Annotated in this window: 17 protein-coding genes and 1 tRNA gene; 11 read left to right on the forward strand and 7 right to left on the reverse strand. The window is 64.8% G+C overall.

The window, feature by feature from the left end; genetic code table 11:
* Positions 1-136: 136 nt before the first annotated feature.
* Positions 137-415, forward strand: a complete 279-nt coding sequence (locus tag AB0L63_RS17035) for a hypothetical protein (protein WP_364501165.1) — start codon at positions 137-139, stop codon at positions 413-415.
* A 168-nt stretch (positions 416-583) separates the two neighbouring features.
* Complete coding sequence (locus tag AB0L63_RS17040) at positions 584-1,258, forward strand: DUF4389 domain-containing protein (protein WP_364501168.1); 675 nt, start codon at positions 584-586, stop codon at positions 1,256-1,258.
* 36 nt (positions 1,259-1,294) lie between these two features.
* On the opposite strand, the gene AB0L63_RS17045 is transcribed toward AB0L63_RS17040, so the two are convergent.
* The 3 genes from AB0L63_RS17045 to AB0L63_RS17055 form a co-directional block, all read right to left on the reverse strand.
* Positions 1,295-2,158, reverse strand: a complete 864-nt coding sequence (locus AB0L63_RS17045) for an ATP-binding cassette domain-containing protein (protein ID WP_364501171.1) — start codon at positions 2,156-2,158, stop codon at positions 1,295-1,297.
* A 128-nt stretch (positions 2,159-2,286) separates the two neighbouring features.
* Positions 2,287-3,120: an ABC-2 family transporter protein gene (locus AB0L63_RS17050; protein WP_364501174.1), complete on the reverse strand. Its 834-nt coding sequence runs from the start codon at positions 3,118-3,120 to the stop codon at positions 2,287-2,289.
* The gene (locus tag AB0L63_RS17055; protein ID WP_364501176.1) at positions 3,113-3,967 is read right to left on the reverse strand and encodes an ABC-2 family transporter protein; all 855 of its coding nucleotides are present in this window, start codon (positions 3,965-3,967) and stop codon (positions 3,113-3,115) included. Before AB0L63_RS17055 ends, AB0L63_RS17050 begins: the two co-directional genes overlap by 8 nt.
* A gap of 201 nt (positions 3,968-4,168) precedes the next feature.
* Between AB0L63_RS17055 and ectB the strand changes: the two genes are divergently transcribed.
* Complete coding sequence (gene ectB / locus AB0L63_RS17060; protein ID WP_364501179.1) at positions 4,169-5,410, forward strand: diaminobutyrate--2-oxoglutarate transaminase; 1,242 nt, start codon at positions 4,169-4,171, stop codon at positions 5,408-5,410.
* 290 nt (positions 5,411-5,700) lie between these two features.
* On the opposite strand, the gene AB0L63_RS17065 is transcribed toward ectB, so the two are convergent.
* Positions 5,701-6,105 carry a hypothetical protein gene (locus tag AB0L63_RS17065; protein WP_364501182.1) on the reverse strand — a complete coding sequence of 135 codons (405 nt, stop codon included), beginning with the start codon at positions 6,103-6,105 and terminating at the stop codon, positions 5,701-5,703.
* 276 nt (positions 6,106-6,381) lie between these two features.
* A tRNA-Arg gene (locus AB0L63_RS17070) sits at positions 6,382-6,458 on the reverse strand.
* Between the two features lie 220 nt (positions 6,459-6,678).
* Here AB0L63_RS17070 and AB0L63_RS17075 point away from each other — a divergent pair.
* The 8 genes from AB0L63_RS17075 to AB0L63_RS17110 all read left to right on the forward strand — a co-directional run bounded on the left by AB0L63_RS17075 (position 6,679) and on the right by AB0L63_RS17110 (position 19,483).
* Positions 6,679-8,718 (forward strand): cytochrome c oxidase assembly protein, encoded by a 2,040-nt coding sequence (locus AB0L63_RS17075; RefSeq protein ID WP_364501185.1) that lies wholly within the window; start codon positions 6,679-6,681, stop codon positions 8,716-8,718.
* Positions 8,719-8,762: 44 nt separating this feature from the next.
* Positions 8,763-9,707 carry a threonine/serine dehydratase gene (locus AB0L63_RS17080; protein WP_364501850.1) on the forward strand — a complete coding sequence of 315 codons (945 nt, stop codon included), beginning with the start codon at positions 8,763-8,765 and terminating at the stop codon, positions 9,705-9,707.
* Positions 9,708-9,859: 152 nt separating this feature from the next.
* On the forward strand, positions 9,860-10,375 hold the full coding sequence (locus AB0L63_RS17085; RefSeq protein ID WP_364501188.1) for a single-stranded DNA-binding protein: 516 nt from the start codon (positions 9,860-9,862) through the stop codon (positions 10,373-10,375).
* A 77-nt stretch (positions 10,376-10,452) separates the two neighbouring features.
* Positions 10,453-12,129 (forward strand): energy-dependent translational throttle protein EttA, encoded by a 1,677-nt coding sequence (gene ettA, locus AB0L63_RS17090; RefSeq protein WP_364501191.1) that lies wholly within the window; start codon positions 10,453-10,455, stop codon positions 12,127-12,129.
* 630 nt (positions 12,130-12,759) lie between these two features.
* Entirely contained in the window at positions 12,760-13,053 is a 294-nt protein-coding gene (locus AB0L63_RS17095) for a hypothetical protein (RefSeq protein WP_364501193.1), read from the forward strand.
* 183 nt (positions 13,054-13,236) lie between these two features.
* Complete coding sequence (locus tag AB0L63_RS17100) at positions 13,237-18,174, forward strand: NAD-glutamate dehydrogenase (protein WP_364501195.1); 4,938 nt, start codon at positions 13,237-13,239, stop codon at positions 18,172-18,174.
* A 41-nt stretch (positions 18,175-18,215) separates the two neighbouring features.
* Positions 18,216-18,638 (forward strand): thioesterase family protein, encoded by a 423-nt coding sequence (locus AB0L63_RS17105; RefSeq protein WP_364501853.1) that lies wholly within the window; start codon positions 18,216-18,218, stop codon positions 18,636-18,638.
* Between the two features lie 179 nt (positions 18,639-18,817).
* Entirely contained in the window at positions 18,818-19,483 is a 666-nt protein-coding gene (locus AB0L63_RS17110; protein ID WP_364501198.1) for a hypothetical protein, read from the forward strand.
* A 53-nt stretch (positions 19,484-19,536) separates the two neighbouring features.
* On the opposite strand, the gene AB0L63_RS17115 is transcribed toward AB0L63_RS17110, so the two are convergent.
* Both AB0L63_RS17115 and AB0L63_RS17120 read right to left on the reverse strand, forming a co-directional pair.
* Entirely contained in the window at positions 19,537-19,857 is a 321-nt protein-coding gene (locus AB0L63_RS17115; protein WP_364501201.1) for an AzlD domain-containing protein, read from the reverse strand.
* Positions 19,858-19,912: 55 nt separating this feature from the next.
* Positions 19,913-20,617, reverse strand: a complete 705-nt coding sequence (locus AB0L63_RS17120; RefSeq protein ID WP_364501204.1) for an AzlC family ABC transporter permease — start codon at positions 20,615-20,617, stop codon at positions 19,913-19,915.
* Between the last annotated feature and the right edge of the window lie 113 nt (positions 20,618-20,730).

Below are 20,730 nucleotides of genomic sequence, written 5' to 3' on the forward strand. Positions count from 1 at the left end.
TTTCCGGCCCTCGGGAAATCGCTGAGCGCATGGGCAGCAACCACTTCGGGGGAGCGCGAGCGCGACATCGTTCGATCGACTAGCCTCGGTATTTGTGCCCGCCTATGTGTCTTCGCCCGAGTTGACGTTCGGGTTCATGTTCGCGCTGGAAGATCCGGAGCGAATCGCCGAGGTCGTGCGCACGCTCATCCTCCGCAAGACGGTGTCGGTGTTTCGACTCGCGCGCCTGTCCGACGACGACGGACCGCCGGAACGCTATGTCGTGAACTGGGCGGTGGTTCCGCAGATCTCGATCACCACCAGCGCTCCCGACTCGGACGAGCTGGAGGCCGGGCAGATCATGCTGGTGAACGCCTTCCTCGGTGAGGAGGGCGAGGTCAGTCTGTACTCGGCCCAGGGGCAGGCGCCAGGCTGAGGCCCGCGGCGGGGCCATTGCGGCACTGCATGATTCGCCACGGCGGCAGCCACCGTTTCGTTGGCGTGTCGGTATCGGAATGTGGTGTAACCGGACGTCCGTTACGGGACAATCAGGACATTCCTCCCGTTTGTCGAGGCATCGAAGCACCTGGAAGGAGCATCGATTATGGAGCCCGAGAACACCGTCGCTGCGGCTGGCCCGGCCAATCCGGTTCGTGTCCGAGGAGATCTCGATCCCGCGCTATCGCGATGGATGTGGTTGGTCAAATGGATCCTGGCCATCCCACACGCCATTATTCTGATTTTTCTGTACATCGCATACGTGATCGTCTCGGTGGTCGCATTCTTCGCGATTCTGATCACCGGTAACTATCCGCGCGCACTGTTCGACTTCAATGTCGGGGTCATGCGGTGGGGCTGGCGGGTCGGCTTCTACGCCTACTCCGTGCTCGGCACCGATAGGTATCCGCCGTTCAGTCTGCAGTCCGATCCGGACTATCCGGCGGACCTGGAGATCGACTATCCCGAGCAGCTGAGTCGTGGTCTGGTGCTGGTGAAATGGTGGCTGCTGGCCATTCCGCACTACCTGATCCTCGGTGCGATTTTCAGTGCGAGTATGGGCGGCAAGGATAACTGGGGCGGATTCACGCTGGCCAACGCGCTGCTACTGGTCGCGGTGGTGGCACTGCTGTTCACAGCGGTTTATCCGAAGGGGCTGTTCGATTTCCTGCTCGGCCTGCACCGATGGGCCATCCGGGTGAGTGCGTACGCCTCGCTGATGCGTGACGAATACCCGCCGTTCCGGCTCGACCAAGGAGCTCGGGAACCCGAAAACAACTGAATACCAACCGAATCGGGAGCCGGACACCGGCGTCGGTCACCAGGCGGATTCATAGATCCGCCGGACCACGTCCTCGATGTCCGGCTCCTCTATGGACAGGTCGCGAACCTCGGCACGCTCGGAGACGGCAGCGAGAACCTGTGCGGCGGTGGTCGATTCGGCATCGAAGGCCAATCGCTGGCGCATGCCGCCGCCCTCGCTGGTCAACAGCTCGGCGCTGGGCACATCGTCGAGATTGCGGGTCGGTTCGGCCAGATCGACGACCAGCACCCGCCGGGCACCGACGCGCGCCGCGAGTCCGGTCAGTGAACCGTCGTACACCAGACTGCCGCGGTCGACGACGAGCACCCGATCACAGAGCCGTTCGATATCGCCCATGTCGTGTGTGGTCAGCAACAGGGTGGTGCCGCGTTCGGCGCGTTCGGCGCGGAGGAACTCACGTAACCGCTGTTTCGACAGCACATCGAGGCCGATGGTCGGCTCGTCGAGAATGACCAGTTCGGGGGAGTGCAGCAGCGCCGCGGCGACCTCGGCCCGCATGCGCTGCCCGAGCGAGAGCTGGCGCACCGGAGTGTCCAGCGTCTCGGCCATCTCCAATTGTTCGACCAACTCGTAGGTACGTTTCTGCGCGACATCGGATTCCAGCCGATGGATCGCGGTCAGAATCGAAAACGATTCGCGCAGTGGTAGATCCCACCACAGCTGGGAGCGCTGCCCGAATACCACCCCGATCCGGGCGGCGAGTTCGCGCCGCTGTCGCACCGGGTCCAGGCCGCAAGTGCGCACAGCGCCTGAGGTAGGGACCAGGATCCCGGTCAGCATTTTGATTGTGGTCGACTTGCCCGCCCCGTTCGCGCCGATATAGCCTACTGCCGAACCACGTTCGATGCGAAACGTCATCCGGTCGACCGCCGTGAGCGTTTCGCGGCTGTGTCGCCAGCGCTGCCCGTTTCTCCGGTATAGAGTGAATTGCCTTGTCAGGTTGTCGACCTCGATGATCGAGTCCGATAACTCACTGTCCGCCACGCTTATCCGCCGCCTCCCTGATAGTGCCGAGTGCCTAGTCGCCACAGACCCAATGCGAGCAGCCACACCCACAGCGCCGCAAACGGTGCGTACCAGGCCAGCCAGGCCGGCAGCAGCGGTGGGCCGGGTAGGTGCAGCAGTGCGATGGTCGGTAGGTACGCGGTGAACGCGACCGGAATGGCGAGGCCGAATACCAGCTTCAGTGATGTCGGAAATACCGAAGCCGGTTGCATGGCGGCGAAGGAGCCGCCGTAGGTGAAGCTGTTGGTCAGTTCGGCACCGTCGATCAGGTAGAACTGCGCGCCGGCGGCGCAGACGAACAGGCCGCCGAAGAGGGCGATGCCGCTGAGCAGGGTAGTCGTCAGCAGTGCGAGAGTTTGTGGACCCCAGGTGAGATCGTTGCGAACGAGACCGAGTCCGAGCACGATGATCGCCACCGAGGCACGGGCGAATCGGCGCAGCGAGATGTCGCTGGTGATGAGCTGCAGCAGGAGTGGCTGGGGTCGTAGGTGATAGGCGTCGAGCACGCCGAGTCGGATTAGCGTCGGTAGTGAATCCAGGTGGCCGAATAGGACTTGGGCCAGTGCGAATCCGGTGTTGCTCAGACCGAACAGCAGGAGTGCGCCGTCGAGATCGAGCCCGCCGAGCAGATGGACATTGTGGTAGATGACCCACACCTCGACGAATTCGACGATGCCGATCAGGAAGGCGCTGAATACCTCACTGGCGAAGGACAATCGGTATGCGCGCTGGGCTCGCATCCGCGAGCGCAACACCGCGGCGTAGGGAGTGAACCAGGTGCCGGCCGGTAGGGGCGTATACGGGGGCTCAACCACCCTGCACCTCCAGCCTGCGGCGCCCGGCCACCAGCAGCGCCCGGCCGACCGCGCCGACCACGAGTACCCAGAATGCTTGCGCGGCAACGACTATCGCGGCATCCATCTCGGTGACCCGACCCGACAGGACATCGATCGGCGACTGCAGGATCGATGGGAACGGAGTGGCATGCGCGACGGTGCGCAGCCATGCGGGGAACATGTGGACCGGCACGAACAGCCCGGCCAGAAACGTGCCGCAAATCTGGTATAGCACTCGGAGCCCACGGGTTTCCACAACCCAGAATCCGATCAATCCGACGGCGAAAAGGCATAGAAATGACAACGCGACGGCTAGCAGCACGCTGACCAGCCCGAGCACGTAGGGCCCCGGCGTACCCGGCATGACCAGTCCGAAGGTAAGGATGCCGACCAGGACGCTCGGCACGCCGCGCGGCAGGAAGGTGGAAGCCGCGCGGCCGAGATCGATGGCGAGATAACTGAATTGGACATCGACCGGACGCAGGAAGTCGATCGCGATATCGCCGTTCTTGACCCGATCCACCAATTCCAGTGGTGGTCCCATGAATTGGGTCGCCCCGAGCAGTCCCTGGGACAGCCAGACGTAGGCGCCGATCGATCCCGCGTCATAACCGCCGAAACCGCCGGAGGCCCGCACCGCCGAAATCATCACCGCCGCGCGCACGAATCCGAAGACGCAGTTGGTGAACAGGCCGGCGAACATCGCGAGCTTGTACTGGGATTGGCGCCGGAAACCGGCTCGGATGAGGTACAGGTACAGCCGCGCGGTTCGGAGTGCGTGCAGTGCGGCGAGTTGCGATCTGTTGCCCTCTACTTTACCGCGCACAAACGGTTGACTCTACGGCGCGTTGGGGGACGCGCGGTAGGTCAGCGCGCGATTTTTGGAAAAGTGCGACAAACCTGCTGCACCAATGTTAGAAACACAGTCACTTCAGATTTGCCTCATGGGCGATCGCGCACGACAGGAAGGATCGCGATGACTGTCGCCGCTAGCGGCTGCTTGCAGGTCGCTCGAAACGCTACTGCGATGGCCGTTTTCGAGACGCTCGAGTCGAACGTGCGTGGGTACTGCCGGGCCTGGCCGACCGTCTTCGACACCGGCAGCGGCGCCTGGCTGCGCGATGAGAGCGGCAAGGACTACCTGGACTTCTTCGCGGGCGCGGGTGCACTCAACTACGGCCACAACAATCCGGTGCTGAAGCAGGCGTTGCTGGACTACATCGTCGGTGACGGGATCACGCACAGCCTCGATATGTCGACCATCGCCAAGCGGCGGCTGCTCGAGGCATTGCGCGACACGGTCTTCGAACCGCGCGGGCTGGACTACAAGGTGCAGTTCCCTGGTCCGACCGGCGCGAATGCGGTCGAGGCGGCATTGAAACTGGCTCGCAAGGTCACCGGACGCCAGACCGTACTCAACTTCACGAACGCCTTCCATGGGATGTCGCTCGGCGCGCTTTCGGTGACCGGCAATGCCGCCAAACGTGCCGCTGCCGGTGTGCCGCTGCCACATGCGATGCCCATGCCGTACGACGGCTTCCTCGATGAAGCCGACGATCTGCGCTGGATGCGGCGCGCATTAGACCACGCCTCCTCGGGTTTGGACAAGCCCGCCGCGGTGATCGTGGAGACGGTGCAGGGTGAGGGCGGGGTCAATGTCGCACGCGCGCAATGGCTGCGGCAGCTGGCCGAATTGTGCGGCGCGCGCGGAATTCTGCTGATCGTCGACGATGTGCAGATGGGTTGCGGACGGACCGGTGGATTTTTCTCGTTCGAGTTCGCGGGCATCACCCCCGACATCGTGACGCTGTCGAAATCGATCGGCGGATACGGGTTGCCTATGGCGCTGGTGCTTTTCAAGCCCGAACTCGATCAGTGGGCGCCCGGTGAGCACAACGGCACCTTCCGTGGCAACAATACGGCATTCATCACCGCGCGGGTTGCGCTCGAGCACTACTGGTCCGATCGCGCGCTGGAGATGTCTACGCTGGCCAAAGGGGAATACGTAGCGCACGCGCTCGCCGAAATCGCGGCGGCGTTTCCCGGTGTCTCGACGCGTGGGCGCGGGTTGGTGCACGGCATCGTGTTCGAGGAAGCCTCCCGTGCGGGCAAGGTGTGCCGACTCGCCTTCGAACGCGGGCTGCTCGTGGAGACCTCGGGTTCGGCCGATGAGGTAGTAAAGCTGTTGCCGCCGTTGACAATCAGTGACGATGAACTGGATCGCGGGTTGTCGTTGCTCGCCGGTGCGGTGGCGGCGATCTGCGGATAGATACTTGTTGCCGATATTCCAGATCCACCTCGACTACGTCGGTGACCAGGCCCCGGACCGCGACGAGGAAGTCGATGTCGATTACGCGTCGAGTTCCGCGCCGACGGTCCGGACCAGCACTGCCATGCCAGGATTACCGGTTTATCCGGCTTTGCCGGAATGGACCTCATATACCAGGTCTATCGCTCATGGAGGCGGAAGATCCTGGGCTGACGGATCTGCTGTCGTGGGAATTGCTGAACTCGACAGCTGAGCAGACATCCGACCGGCGGCGTACGGGGCCGTTGTACTCACTTGCTCAGAGCCTTGCCGCCGTTCGGGCTCACCGCGAACCACGTTCCGCCGACACCTTGACCGAGCAGGTCACCCGGCTTGGTGTCTTTCAAGAAGTAGTACATCGGCCAACCGTCGATGGTGATCTGGCAGGAGCCGTCGGCACGTTCGATGAATCCGACGAGCTGGGGATCGACGCCCCTGGTGTAGAACGCCTGATCGCGATTCACGGTCAGCGGCGGCCAATTCACGGCGCACTGCCCGGAGCAGTTGGATACCGAAGGTACCGCCGTATCCTTGTCGAACCGGTCCAGTGAGCCACCAAGGCTCCAATCGTGGCTGCGAGGGTGGACATAGGCGCGCCCCAGAGGATGCGCTTCGTCACGCACCGATGCCGAGACGCCCGGATCGGTGATGGGCACGATCTGACCGCGGATCGGGTAGACCTCGGCTGAAGAAGTCTGGTTTACCCCGTTTAACGCGTGGGCTGGTGTGGTACCTATCCCACTGCGGTGACCTCTGCACACTTCGGGCTATCCGGATGGGAGATCGGTCACAGACATGACAACTGAATCGGTGAGTTCCTTGATGCGACTCGGGGACGAACCCTCGAGGTTGGATCCGCGTACGGTCGACAGCGGCCGAGGTGACGTACGCGGTACCCGTCTACCCGCATAAACGCGAACAGACGGGCTGCGTGGTGCCCCCGGCAGGAATCGAACCTGCGACCTAGGGATTAGAAGGCCCTTGCTCTATCCAACTGAGCTACGGAGGCAGTGGGTTCCACCATGGCCGACATTGGCCGTGCTGTCCAGCGCGGCAATCATAGCGACCGTCCAGGTGGCTAGGTTCTTGGCCTCAGCAACATCTCAGCCACCATGATGTGCGGCCAAGCGAGTCGCGGCATGATCGACATCGCACCTCCGATCCGCTCGCCGCCATATCGGCCCAAACCCCACCGGGCCACGTATCAAGGGCCGACTACGCTCAGTGCCATGTCGTCACCGCAGGACCCGTTCGCCGTCCCCGAGCTCGAAGCGGGTAAGCCGGGCTCCGGGGCGACCTTTGCGACGCTGACAGTGCTGGCCGGTGCGATCGCAGCGGTGGTTGCCGCGATGATCGTCGGACTGTCGGCGGCACAGGCGCTGAGTCTGCTCGGTATTCCGGATCCAGGACCGTTGACCACCTATGGCCTGCCCGCGGTGCGCGCACTCGCCGATCTGGCCGCGGCGCTGACCGTCGGCTCGCTGCTGCTCGCCGCATTCCTGGTGCCGCCGCAGTCCGATGGGCTGCTCGATGTCGGCGGATATCGCGCGGTGCGGCGCGCCTCGAACTTCGCGTTGACCTGGGCGTGTTGTGCGGCACTGCTCATTCCGCTGACAGTGTCGGACACCACCGGGCAGCCGGTGGGGCAGATCTGGCGGCCGGAGCAGCTGTGGCACGCGATCGGCCAAGTGGAGCTGGCCCAGGCCTGGCGGATGACGGCGGTGTTCGCGCTCATCGTCGCGGTGGGTTGCCGACTCGCGCTGCGTTGGGGTTGGGCCCCGGTGCTGTTCGGCGGCGCGATCGTGACCATGATGCCGCTGGCACTGACCGGGCATTCGGCCGCGGGCGGCTCGCACGACCTGGCCACCAACAGCCTGATCCTGCACCTGGTTTCGGCCGCGGTGTGGGTCGGCGGATTGTTCGCGGTGCTCGCGCATGCGATGCGCGGCGGCGAGCACACCGATATCGCGGCCCGGCGGTTCTCGCTCACCGCCACCATCGCCTTCGTCGTGATCGGTGTCAGCGGTGTGATCAATTCCTGGGTGCGGGTGCCGTGGAGCGATCTGTTCACCACCACCTACGGCCGACTCGTCATCGCGAAGGCCGGTGCACTGGTAGTGCTCGGCGTATTCGGATATCTGCAGCGCCGCGCCAGCCTGCCCGCACTCGCCGCGAATCCGCGGGACCGCGCCGCGCTCATCCGCTTCGGCGGGCTGGAGGTGCTGATCTTCGCTGCGACCATGGGTCTGGCCGTTGGGTTGGGGCGCACGCCGCCACCGCCGCCGACCAGTGTGCCGACACCCGCCGAGGTGAAACTCGGCTACAACCTCGCTGGCCCGCCCACGACATCGCGAATCCTGTTCGACTGGCGCTTCGACTTGATCTTCGGCACGCTGGCCATCGTGCTTGCCGTGCTGTACCTGATGGGGGTGCGGCGGTTGCGCGCGCGGGGCGATGCCTGGCCGATCGGCCGGACCATCGCCTGGTTGTCGGCCTGCGCCATCCTGCTTTTTACCACCTCATCCGGGGTGGGACGGTATTCGCCCGCGGTGTTCAGCGTGCACATGGGACAGCACATGGCGTTATCGATGCTGGCGCCGATTCTGTTCGCGCTCGGCGGTGCGGTCACCCTGGCGCTGCGGGCGTTGCCCGCGGCCGGGCGCGGCGGCGTGCCAGGGCCGCGGGAGTGGATTCTGGCCGCGGTGCACAATCCGGTCTCGCGTTTTCTGACCCATCCGATCGTCGCCTCGGTGATCTTCGTCGGCGGGTTCTACGCCTTGTACATGGGCGGTATCTACGACTCGTTCGTCGATTCCCATGCCGCGCATCTGATGATGAATCTGCATTTCCTGCTGAGCGGCTATCTGTTCTATTGGGTGGTCATCGGCATCGACCCCAAGCCGCGCCAGGTGCAGCCGCTGACCAAACTGGGCATGATCTTCGGTTCCCTGCCCTTCCATGCCTTCTTCGGCATCGCGCTGATGAGCATGACCACCGTGATGGGTGGATGGTTCTTCGGCAGTCTTGCCCTCGGCTGGAACAACGACCTGCTCGGTGATCAGCGCACCGGCGGTAGCCTGGCCTGGGCCAGCGGTGAGGTGCCGTTGGTCGTGGTGATGCTGGCACTGCTCATCCAGTGGTCGCGCAGCGATGCGAAACTCGCGAAACGAACCGACCGGGCCGCCGACCGCGACCACGACGCGGAATTGGCCGCCCACAATGCCATGTTCGCCGAATTGGCCAAACGTGATCGAGGAATACGTCATTGAGCTCCCATCGAGGTGCAAGCGTGAGTGAGCGGAGTACCGCGGTGATGGAGAACAGGCACGCCCGACGGGTTTATCGATCCGATGTGCGGGCGGCCCGCAGACGGCTGGCCGGGCAGGTGCGCAAGACGCCGGTTTTCCATACCTCGATCATCGGACCGAACGGGCTGGTTCCGGTCACGCTGAAACTCGAGTACCTGCAGCATGGCGGGACATTCAAGGTGCGTGGCAGTTTCAATGCGCTGTTGGAGTCGCCCGCGCAGGTCGACCAGGTGGTTATCGCGTCCGCGGGCAATGCCGGGATCGCGGCCGCGCTGGCTTCGGCTCGGCTCAGCAAGACGTGCACGGTGGTGGTTCCGGAGTCGGCACCGCATACCAAGGTGGCCGCGATGTGGTCCTACGGTGCCGAAGTGCTATGGCACGGAACGACTTACGCCGAGGCGTACAAATACGCGACCGATCTCGCCGAAGAGCGGGGCGCGTTGCAGCTGCACGCCTACGACCTGCCCGCCGTGGTCGCCGGTGCGGGTGTGGTTGGGCTGGAGTTGGAGGAGCAGGTGCGCGGGCGGCCGTCGGTGCTGGTCGCGGTCGGTGGCGGCGGACTGGTCGCCGGGATCGCGGCGGCGCTGGGGCGGCGCCAGCAGGTGGTCGGGGTCGAGCCCGAGGGCATTCCGACGCTGAACGCCGCACTGCTCGCGGACCGGCCGGTGGATGTGAATGTCCGCAGCATCGCGATGGACTCCTTGGGTGCCAATCGCATCGGGGATATTGCGCTGGATATCGCGCGTCGCTATGAGGTCCGGTCGCTGCTGGTGACCGATGACGCCATCTCGACCGCTCGCGAATATCTGTGGCGCGAATTCCGGATCGTGGTGGAACTTGCGGGTGCGGCGGCATTGGCCGCCGTGCAGAGCGGTGCGTATGTGCCTGCCGAGGGCGAGCGGCCGGTGATCGTGCTGTGTGGCGCCAATACCGATCTGTCGGTCATCTAACTCCGCTGGGGTTTGTGAAGCGGCGACTGTCCACATGCGGCGAAGTTGTCCACATTCGGGAATTGGCGCGGCCGGAGGGGTTCGGAGCCGTCAGGCTTGAAGGGGAGTAACACCCGAGAGTCTGACCGATCGAAATATAAAGGGGCGCAACGATGTACGAAGCGATGGTGACCGTGATCGGGACCGTGGTGACGCATCCGGTCAAGCGGGGTCTGACCAATGGCGAGCAGGTGGTGACGTTCCGGATGGCGAGCAATTCTCGGCGGTTCAATCCGGAGACGAGTGAATGGGTCGACAGCGGGACTCTTTATCTCACTGTCAGCTGCTGGCGTCGGCTGGTGGTCGGTGTCGATGCCTCACTGCGTCGCGGTGATCCGATTATCGCCCACGGGCAGTTGCGCACCCACGAGTATCGGGCCAGGGATGGCGTGGAGCGGCGCGACGTCGAGATGCGCGCCAGCTCGATCGGACCGGACCTGTCCCGCTGCACCGCACAGGTGGTCCGGCGCGCGGTTTCGGGCGCGGCGTCCGGACCCGGTACCCTGGCACGGAATAGTTGCGACCGATCCAGCACTGATGACCGTGCACGCGTCGATGGGGAGGGACCGGGGGAGGACGCGACGACCGCACCACCTCAACCCGCGGATACCGAGCCAGTCGACGCTTGACCACAGGTCGGATACCCCCGGCGACAGTGGTGGCTCTGCTGCATTCCATTGACACCCACACCGATAGGCTTTCCCGTATGGCTGAGTTCATCTACCAAATGAAGAAGGTTCGCAAGGCGCACGGCGACAAGGTCGTGCTCGACGATGTCACCTTGGACTTCCTTCCCGGCGCGAAGATCGGCGTCGTCGGCCCCAATGGCGCGGGTAAATCCAGCGTGCTGAAGATCATGGCCGGACTGGACCAGCCGAATAACGGAGAGGCCTTCCTCGCACGAGGTGCGACGGTGGGCATCCTGCAGCAGGAGCCGCCGCTGAACGAGGAGAAGACGGTTCGCGGCAATGTCGAGGAGGGCCTCGGTGAGGTCAAGGTGAAGCTGGATCGCTTCAACGAGATCGCCGAACTCATGGCCACCGACTACTCCGATGAGCTCATGGACGAAATGGGCAAGCTGCAGGAGTACCTCGATCACGCCGACGCCTGGGATGTCGACTCCCAGCTCGAACAGGCCATGGACGCACTGCGCTGCCCGCCGCCGGACGAGCCGGTCACCAACCTCTCCGGTGGTGAGCGCCGCCGCGTCGCGCTGTGCAAGCTGCTGCTCAGCAAGCCCGACCTGCTGCTGCTCGACGAACCGACCAACCACCTCGACGCCGAGAGCGTGCTGTGGCTCGAACAGCACCTGGCCACCTACCAGGGCGCCGTCCTCGCCGTCACGCACGACCGGTACTTCCTCGACAATGTCGCCGAGTGGATCCTCGAACTCGACCGCGGCCGGACCCATCCCTATGAGGGCAACTACTCCACCTACCTGGAGAAGAAGGCCCATCGTCTCGAGGTCCAGGGCAAGAAGGATCAGAAGCTGCAGAAGCGGCTCAAGGAGGAACTGGCCTGGGTGCGTTCCGGCGCCAAGGCCCGCCAGGCCAAGAACAAGGCCCGCCTCGGCCGGTACGAGGAGATGGCGGCCGAGGCCGAGAAGCACAGGAAGTTGGACTTCGAGGAGATCCAGATCCCGGCGGGTCCGCGCCTGGGCAATGTGGTCGTCGAGGTCGAGCATCTGGACAAGGGCTTCGGTGACCGTCAGCTCATCAAGGATCTGTCGTTCACCTTGCCGCGCAACGGCATTGTCGGTGTCATCGGTCCGAACGGTGTCGGTAAGACCACACTGTTCAAGACGATCGTCGGCCTCGAGTCGCCCGATAGCGGTGAGGTGAAGGTCGGCGAGACGGTCAAGCTGAGCTACGTCGACCAGAACCGCGCGGGCATCGACCCGAAGAAGAATGTCTGGCAGGTCGTCTCCGATGGGCTGGACTTCATCGAGGTCGGCAACCAGGAGATGCCCTCGCGCGCTTACGTCAGCGCATTCGGCTTCAAGGGGCCGGACCAGCAGAAGCCGGCCGGGGTGCTCTCCGGTGGTGAGCGCAACCGCCTGAATCTCGCGCTCACCCTCAAGCAGGGCGGCAACCTGATCCTGCTCGACGAGCCGACCAACGACCTCGACGTGGAAACGCTGGGTTCGCTGGAGAACGCGCTCGAGCAGTTCCCGGGCTGCGCCGTGGTCATCTCCCACGACCGCTGGTTCCTCGACCGCACCTGCACCCACATCTTGGCGTGGGAGGGCGATAGCGACAACGAGGCCAAGTGGTTCTGGTTCGAGGGCAACTTCGAGGCATACGAGGCCAATAAGATCGAGCGCCTCGGCCCGGAAGCGGCCCGCCCGCATCGGGTGACGCACCGCAAGCTCACCCGCGACTGAGTCCGGCGTTCGGCGGGGCGGTTGCCGGGTACTGCCCCGCCGAAGGGATCGGTTTCGGTCCGGCGACGATTGCTGTGCGCACCGTGCCCTGGCGCGCTCGGCATTCGAACCGGTCACCCAGTTGGGGCTGAGCAGATTTGCTGTGGCGGCGGGTTGCTCGAGGAGAGCGTCGCGTTCGGTAGCAGGTGTGCGTGCGGGCTGCGTCGGACCATGCAGTAGCCTCGGCGATTTCCTCGTCCAGGTCGTGGAGGCGACACCGGTATGCCGCCTTGGCTGGTCGCCGAGTACCTCACTCAATGCAGTACGCCGACAGGTCGATGATGGACCCGCGATCGTATCGACTTGGGCCGTTTCGCGGCAGTGAAGTCGTAGAAGACGTCCTCGGCGCAGAGGTCGGGCGGGGTGGTTCCGGTTTCCCGAGGACGAAGGAAATCGTTGACGACCTGATCGTGCGTGCCCTGATCACCGCACCCGACCCGCGCGCATCGAGCCGATCTGCACCAGTGTCTCTTGTTTGCCGATGCGTGGCGTCGTGCTCGATGCCTCGCTATTCATCTCCTTCATGAATAAGGCGTGAGTTCCGACGCCACGATGTGCCATATGCATAAGTCACGGCGATAAGGTTGGAGTGTGCATGCGCAGACGCAGTTCGAGCAATCCACGGTCGCCATCGCCGAAGACCGTTCGGTGCCGGGCCGCCGCATCGGGTTGCGAACCGGTGCCGAGGCGATCACATCTGTGCATGACGGTGTCGAACGGTCATTCTTCCGAAGGAACTGCGGCGGACAGGCACCGCGCAGTGTCTTCATCGAAGGAAATACGGTCGACGCACACCCTGCCAAAGATCTGACTATGGTGGGGACCGTGCATGTGCAGGCGCAGTCCCGGCATTGGGTCGCTACCATCGCGATTGCGTCTACCTGACGTTGCCGGTCCGACCGGGTGCTGTGCCGGGACCATCCACCTCGGCAATCAAGCGGCGAACGCTGCGGTATCGGTGAACACCCTGCATTTAGAAGGGATTTCACCCGCGCGTCAGCAAGGCACAGCTACTCTCGGACCGGCGTCACTTTGTTGCGGAACCGAATCCGAGGAGTTGGCGAAAAAATGACGGTCTCGTCCGAATTGTCCAGTGCGGCGTGGGCCGCGGGTTTGCCGCAGTCGCTGCGCGGTGAGCTCGCACCCCTCGAGGAGGCGTATTTCCGCCACGTCGACGCGGGCGATGTGGACTGCGCGATCACCGGGATCACTCAGATCTTCCGGCGGCATCTGGAACTCGCGATGACCCGCCCCGTCGGGCGGGCGCTGGTGCGGGTCTACCACTCCGATGATGGCTCCGGCCTCGGCGCCGCGGTGCAGTTGGTCATCGACGATATGCCGCTACTAGTGGAGTCGGTCACCTCGTCGCTGAGCCGGATGGGCGTCAGTGTGAGCGAGGTGATCCACCCGATCTTCGAGGTGACGCGCGATCCGGAGGGACGGCTGACCAGCGCCGCGCCGCACGAGGTCGACAGCAACGGCATCGGAGGCCTGCGCGAATCGTGGATGCATCTGCAGCTGCACCCGTCGACCAGTCCGGCCCTGCTCGATCGGATCGAGCAGTCGATGCCGGATGTGGTCGCGGATGTGCGTCAGGTCATCGGTGATACCGAGGCCATCAAACAGGTGCAGAGCAGTCTGGCCGATGAGCTGGAGTTGGCGGCGAAATCCGGCCACGCGCCGTTCTCCGAGACCGATCTGGTCGATACCGCGAATCTATTGCGCTGGTTGGCCAGTGGCAATTTCACCGTGCTCGGCTACGCCCGCTACCGGCTCAGCGCCGAGCAGGGACAGATGATCTCGAATCCGCTGCCCGCTACCTGCCTCGGAGTGCTGCGGCCCGATGTCGGCACCGACTTCCGGGTGCCGATCAACGCCGGCGACCGCCCGCTGCTGATGCTCACCCAGGGCCTGGTGCCCGCCACCGTGCACCGCTCGGTGTACCCGTACTTCATCGGCGTCGCCGACTTCGACGAGTCCGGCACGATCGTTGGTGAGCACCTGTTCATCGGTGTCTTCACCGTGACCGCGGTCCATGAGAACGTCCTGGATATCCCGGTGATCGAGCGCCGGGTGCGTGCGGTGATCGAGGAGAGCGGCTTCGATCTGGATTCGTTCTCCGGACAGGCCATGCTCGAGGTCATCCAATCGTTCCCGCGCACCGAACTGTTCTCCTCCGATGCCGAGACCATGCGTCGCACCGCGACCGCGGTGCTGAATGTCGGTCTGCGCCGACAGATTCGGCTGTTCCTGCGTTCGGACGGCTACGGCCGGTTCGTCGCGTGCCTGGTCTATCTGCCTCGGGATCGCTATACCACGCGGGTGCGGTTGGAGATGCAGGAAATCCTGGTGCGCGAACTGGGCGGTGTCTCCATCGACTACTCCGCGCGGGTCAGCGAAAGTGAGCTGGCCAGTGTGTATTTCACGGTGCGCATGCCGGAGTCCGAGCACGGGGTGCCGCGCGAATCGGTAGCCCAAGCCGACACCTCCGAGGCCAATCGGCTGCGCATCCAGAGCCTGCTCGCCGATGCGACGCACACCTGGGACGACCGCCTCAACGACGCGGTGAGCACCTCGACCGTGCTGGATCCCGGCGTCGTACAGCGTTACGCCGAGGCCTTTCCTGAGGCTTACAAACAGGATTTCGCCGCTGAGCGCGCCCTGGCCGATGTGGCCCGACTGGAGGGCCTCTCCGCTGGCTCGATCGATCAATACCTGTATCGCCGTGCGGATTCGGTGCCGGGTTCGTGGCGGTTCACGCTCTATATCGGCGGCAGCGGCATCTCGCTGAGCCAGGTACTGCCGGTGCTGCAGAGCCTCGGTGTCGAGGTGGTCGACGAGCGGCCATATCAGATTCTGCTGGATCCGGTGGTCGGCGATGACGGCGGGGAACGCTGGATCTATGACTTCGGCTTGCTGGCTCGGCCAGAACTGCTGCGCAGTTCGCTGGACCGGGATCTGGACGCCGAACTGCTCGAGTCCTCGGCCAGAGCCGCTGTGCTCGAATCCGAGGAGCGCGGCCTGCACGACCGGTTCACCGAGGCCTTCGAAGCGGTCTGGTTCGGGCGTGCTGAAGCCGACGGGCTCAATGAACTCGTGCTGCGGGCCCGGCTGTCGTGGCGTGCGGTATCGATCCTGCGGATGTACGCGAAGTACCTGCAGCAGGCCGACTTCCCGTACAGCCAGGCGAATATCACCAGGGTCCTGCTCGCCTATCCGGATATCGCGCGCCTGTTCGTCGATCTGTTCACGGCGCGGTTCGACCCGGATACCGAATCGGCCGAGCACGCGTCCGATTCGGAGACCCTGGTCCGCGGCCGCATCGATGAGGTCGTCAGCTTGGACGCCGACCGGATCCTGCGGGCGATCCTGTCGCTGGTCAAAGCGACGCTGCGGACGAACTACTACGTGACCGACGCCCAGGGCAATTCGCGCGCGTACATCTCGGTGAAGGTGGAACCGCGCGAGATCGCCGAATTGCCCAAGCCGAGGCCGCAATTCGAGATCTTCGTATATTCGCCGCGAGTCGAGGGTGTGCATCTGCGCTTCGGTCCGGTGGCGCGTGGCGGATTGCGCTGGTCGGACCGGCTCGAGGACTTCCGCACCGAGATCCTGGGCCTGGTGAAGGCGCAGGCGGTGAAGAACGCGGTCATCGTGCCGGTCGGTGCCAAGGGCGGATTCGTAGTCAAGCAGCCGCCCCCGGCCACCGGTGATCCGACCGCGGATCGGCAGGCACTCGGCGCGGAGGGCGTCGAATGCTATCGGACCTTCATCTCCGGTCTGCTCGATGTCACCGATAATGTCGACCGCGCGACCGGTGCGGTACTGCCGCCCGAGCGGGTGATCCGCCGCGACGGCGACGACACCTACCTGGTGGTCGCCGCCGACAAGGGCACCGCGACCTTCTCCGACATCGCCAACGATGTGGCCCAGCGCTACGGGTTCTGGCTCGGTGACGCCTTCGCCTCCGGTGGTTCGGCGGGTTACGACCACAAGGCGATGGGCATTACCGCCAGGGGCGCCTGGGAGAGCGTGAAACGCCACTTCCAAGAGATGGATATCGATACGCAGACAACCGATTTCACCGTGGTCGGGGTCGGCGATATGAGCGGCGATGTATTCGGCAACGGCATGCTGCTGTCCGAGCACATCCGCCTGGTGGCTGCCTTCGACCACCGGCACATCTTCCTGGACCCGGAGCCCGATGCGGCGCCGTCGTTCCGGGAGCGGCAGCGGATGTTCGCACTGCCGCGCTCGTCCTGGGCCGATTACGACACCTCGCTGATCAGCACCGGCGGTGGCGTCTGGGATCGGACCGTGAAATCGGTGCCGATCAGCCCGCAGGCGCGAAAGGCATTGGGGTTGGCTGACGATGTGGTCGCGCTGTCGCCGCCGGAACTGGTGCGGGCGATCCTGCTCGCGCCGGTGCAGCTGCTGTGGAACGGCGGCATCGGCACCTATATCAAGGCGAGCACCGAGACCAATGCCGAGGTCGGCGACAAGTCCAATGACGTGGTGCGCGTCAATGGAAATCAGCTGCGGGCCAAGGTGATCGGCGAGGGCGGCAATCTGGGTGCGACCGCGCTCGGCCGAATCGAGTTCTGCCGCAACGGCGGCAAGATGAACACCGACGCACTGGACAACTCGGCCGGTGTCGACTGCTCCGACCACGAGGTCAATATCAAGGTATTGCTCGACGGTGTGGTCAGCGCGGGCGTACTGCCCGAGGCCGAACGCAATCCGCTGCTCGCCTCGATGACCGATGAGGTCGGCCAGCTGGTGTTGCAGGACAACGTCTCCCAGAACTTCCTGATGGGCATCTCCCGGGCCGACGCGCCCGGGATGCTGAATGTGCACCAGCGGCTCATCGAAGACCTGGAGGCGCAACGCGGGGTGGATCGCGAGTTGGAGGCGCTGCCCTCGGAAGTGGAGATCAAGCACCGGCTCGAAGAGGGCACGGGTCTGGCCTCACCGGAATTGGCCAATCTCATGGCGCACGTGAAGCTTTCGCTCAAGGCCGATCTGCTCGAAACCGATCTGCCGGATATCGCGTACTTCGCCGCCCGGCTGCCGAAGTACTTCCCGACACCGCTGCGCGAGCGCTTCGGTACCGCCATCAAGCGGCACCGACTGCGTCGCGAGATCACCACAACCATGGTGGTGAACGAGATGGTCGACTACGGCGGTATCACCTACGCCCATCGGCTGAACGAGGAGATCGGCGCCAGCTCGACCGACGCCGTGCGCGCATTCGCCGCGGCCAGTGAGATCTTCGATCTGCACGATATGTGGGCTCGGATCCGTTCCACCGACGCCGCGGTGTCGGTGCGCGACGAACTCGAGCTGGAGACCAAGCGGACGCTGGACCGCGCCTCCCGCTGGTTGCTGACCAACCGTCCGCAGCCGATCGCGGTCGGTGCGGAGATCAACCGGTACAGCCGGGGCGTGCGGGAACTGGCGCCGCAGGTACCCGGCTGGCTGCGCGGGCATCACGTCTCGATGTTGACCGATCAGTCCGCCGAGCTGATCGCGCGCGGCGCACCGACCGACCTCGCCACCGAGGTGTTCGGGTTGCTGAATCTGTTCCCGCTGCTCGATGTGTTGGATATCGCCGATATCACCGATCGCAGCGGCGACGAGGTCGGCTCGCTGTACTACGCGCTCAACGATCACCTCAAGATCGATTGGCTGTTGCAAGCGGTCAGTCACCTGGAACGCGGTGATCGCTGGCATGCGCTGGCCCGGCTCGCACTGCGCGACGATATGTACGGATCGCTGCGCTCGCTAACCCTCGATGTGCTCTCCGGTGGTGACCCGGAGGAGACAGCCGACGAGAAGATTGCATACTGGGAGTCGAAAAACCAGTCCCGGCTCGGGCGCGCTCGGGCCGCGCTGTCGGAGTTGTTCGAGTCCGGAACCCACGATCTCGCCACGCTGTCGGTTGCGGCGCGGCAAGTGCGAAGCATGGTGAGCGGGGTGGGCGCTCAATCGGAGGTACCGCGTTGACCAGTTCGCTCAACGGCAAAGGAAGGGCGCTCGGCGGCAGCCTGCTGCTGCCCAAGCGCTTCCACGCCAAGGTAGACGTCAGGTGGTCGGACATGGACGTGTTCCAGCACGTCAACCATGCCCGCATGGTGACGCTGCTGGAGGAGGCGCGGATTCCGTGGCTGTTCGAGGACGGACGCCCGACCGCGCCGTTGCGCGAGGGTTGTGTGCTAGCGGACCTTCGGGTCCGCTACCGCGGCCAGCTGCGGCACGAGGACACCCCGCTCGATATCGCCATGTGGATCGAGCAGCTGCGTGCGGTCGACTTCACCATCGGCTACGAGGTCCGGGCCAATGGCGCGGCCCCCGACTCGCCGCCCGCGGTGATCGCCTCCACTCAGATCGCGGCCTTCGATATGCGCTCGCAGCGCCTGCGTCGGCTCACCGATACCGAACGGGATTACCTCGCCGAGTGGAAGGACTGAGCCCGGGGCGTTCGGGCGGCGGATTTCGGGTGCTGGACAGTAGTGGCCGGCTTCGGCCGTCGAGCAGCGGTCGTCGGCACCGGCTTGTGTGGTGCCGACGGAATCCGGTTGGGTAGTGGTGGTGGCGGACTGCGGTTGTCATGCGGTGGCGACCGCGATGTGGTGATGTGGGAGCACTGATGTCGGGACAGCGCGTCCTAAAGGTTGCCGATCCGGCCGAGCGGGAGAATCTGGCGACCTTTCTGAGCCGGGCCATTCGGCTGGATCCCGCGGCGGTGGTGCGTCTGCGCCGTCGTGGGGAACGGTACGTATCCGCATGGGTGGCAACGGGTTTCGAGGCGCTCGCAATGCGTACCGTGGTTGCCGAGCTCGGCACCGACGATGTCACCGTCGGTGCCGATTTGGTGCTGGCCGGTTTGCCGTCCGCCAGTCCGATCGATCTCGGCTATTCGATGGATTCGGCTTGGCGCGGTGCGCTCCCGCCGGATGTCGGCTTCGAACATGTCGACGATGTGCCCGCGCGCACCCTCGTCGAACTCGCCGAACGGGGTGCGGCACTGGCCAAGGAACATGGCAGCAGCCATGGACCACCCGCCTCCCTGCTCGACCAGACGGTGCTCACCGTCTCCGGGGCGCTGGCCCAGGTCCAGGTCCCGATGCGCGTCGTATTCGCACTCACCGCAATGGATTTCATCCCACACTCCGGTGACAAGGCCGATTCCCGCCGCATCCCGCCGGCCGAAATCGTGCGGGTCCGCGCCACAAAAACCTGGCTCCGCATCGACGCCCGCTACGGCTCGGTCGCCCGCCGTCGAGGCGGCGGCATCCCGCTTACCCCCAGCTGATTCCCGCGCGGCCACCGAACGTCTGTCGCACGAAAGGCAGCCGCGACAAGGGGTCAGGTGACGCCGACCAAACGCAGCAGGGCGGTTGTGCTCGCCGCGGCGAGGATGACCACCAGCATCGGCTGGTTGCGCCAGGCCAGCAGGCCGCCGACCAAAACCCCTGCGGGCAAGGCGAATCCGAGGTGGCCGGAGCCCGTGGGCACCGTGGTGATGGCGACCATCGCCGCGAGCAGGACGACCGCGCCGATCTCCAGCAGTTTCGTTGCTCGCTGCGGGATGCGGATGCGATTGCGCAGCGCGGGGCCCGATGAGCGGAAGGCATAGGTTCCGGCGGAGAGTGCGGACATGGCCACCAGCAAGATCGGGGTACTCACGCCTGCGCCTGCTCGGCCCTTTGGGCGGCCGGAGCTCCGCCGATGAATCGCTTGCTCACGCCGCCTGCGCCTGTCCGGGCTCGGTCTTACCGTCGCCGTCTCGCGAGATCGCGAAGAACAACCCCGAAAGCGCAACCAGCACAGGCATTCCCGTCGGCAGGAACGGCGCGCTCGCCACGGCCGCGATCGCTCCGATCAGCGCTGTCCGCAAGGTATCTCGGGCCCGCAGCGCGGGCATGATCAGCGATAACAGCACCGCGGGGAACACTGCGTCCAACCCGATCGCACCGGTGTCGGGCACTATCGTCCCGATCAGCGCGCCGATCGCCGCACCGCTGGGCCAGACGACGAGCACACCCAACCCGCTCACCCAATACGCGGCCCGCCGACGCGCGATATCCGGCTGGGCCAGGGCCAGCGCGACGGATTCGTCGTTCATCACATGGACCCCGATCCGCCGCCGCCATCCGGTGCCGACCACATCGGGCACCGAAAGCCCGTACGGCAGATGCCGGGCATTGACCAATAGCCCGGCCAATACGGCTGCGATCGGGCTGCCACCGGACGCCATGATCCCGATGAAAAGGAACTCCGCACCGCCCGCGAGCACGACGACCCCGAGCACAATCGGAACCCATACGGGAAAACCGGAGGTGACGGCGGTAGCGCCATAGGAAACCGCGGTCAGCGCGACCGCCAGCAGTACCGCGGCGATGCCGGTGAGTGTATCCCGATCGAGTGTTCGCCATATCGAACGCATGTTGTTTATAGTGAACATGGCGGGGCGATTCGTCAATATAGTTCTCTGATGGTCGGTCAACTGTATTCACCCACCCCGGCCGGCTCCGCCAGCCTGCCATCCCCTAGTCGACG

Origin of the sequence: Nocardia sp. NPDC051990, assembly GCF_040680755.1 — a bacterium.
Classification (GTDB): domain Bacteria; phylum Actinomycetota; class Actinomycetes; order Mycobacteriales; family Mycobacteriaceae; genus Nocardia.

Coding starts and splice junctions, on each gene's coding strand:
- AB0L63_RS17110 (WP_364501198.1), top strand. CDS start 18,818: ATGTCGGGACAGCGCGTCCTAAAGGTTGCCGATCCGGCCGAGCGGGAG.
- AB0L63_RS17035 (WP_364501165.1), top strand. CDS start 137: ATGTTCGCGCTGGAAGATCCGGAGCGAATCGCCGAGGTCGTGCGCACG.
- ectB (WP_364501179.1), top strand. CDS start 4,169: ATGGCCGTTTTCGAGACGCTCGAGTCGAACGTGCGTGGGTACTGCCGG.
- AB0L63_RS17075 (WP_364501185.1), top strand. CDS start 6,679: ATGTCGTCACCGCAGGACCCGTTCGCCGTCCCCGAGCTCGAAGCGGGT.
- ettA (WP_364501191.1), top strand. CDS start 10,453: ATGGCTGAGTTCATCTACCAAATGAAGAAGGTTCGCAAGGCGCACGGC.
- AB0L63_RS17040 (WP_364501168.1), top strand. CDS start 584: ATGGAGCCCGAGAACACCGTCGCTGCGGCTGGCCCGGCCAATCCGGTT.
- AB0L63_RS17085 (WP_364501188.1), top strand. CDS start 9,860: ATGTACGAAGCGATGGTGACCGTGATCGGGACCGTGGTGACGCATCCG.
- AB0L63_RS17120 (WP_364501204.1), bottom strand. CDS start 20,617: ATGCGTTCGATATGGCGAACACTCGATCGGGATACACTCACCGGCATC.
- AB0L63_RS17100 (WP_364501195.1), top strand. CDS start 13,237: ATGACGGTCTCGTCCGAATTGTCCAGTGCGGCGTGGGCCGCGGGTTTG.
- AB0L63_RS17045 (WP_364501171.1), bottom strand. CDS start 2,158: ATGACGTTTCGCATCGAACGTGGTTCGGCAGTAGGCTATATCGGCGCG.
- AB0L63_RS17080 (WP_364501850.1), top strand. CDS start 8,763: ATGGAGAACAGGCACGCCCGACGGGTTTATCGATCCGATGTGCGGGCG.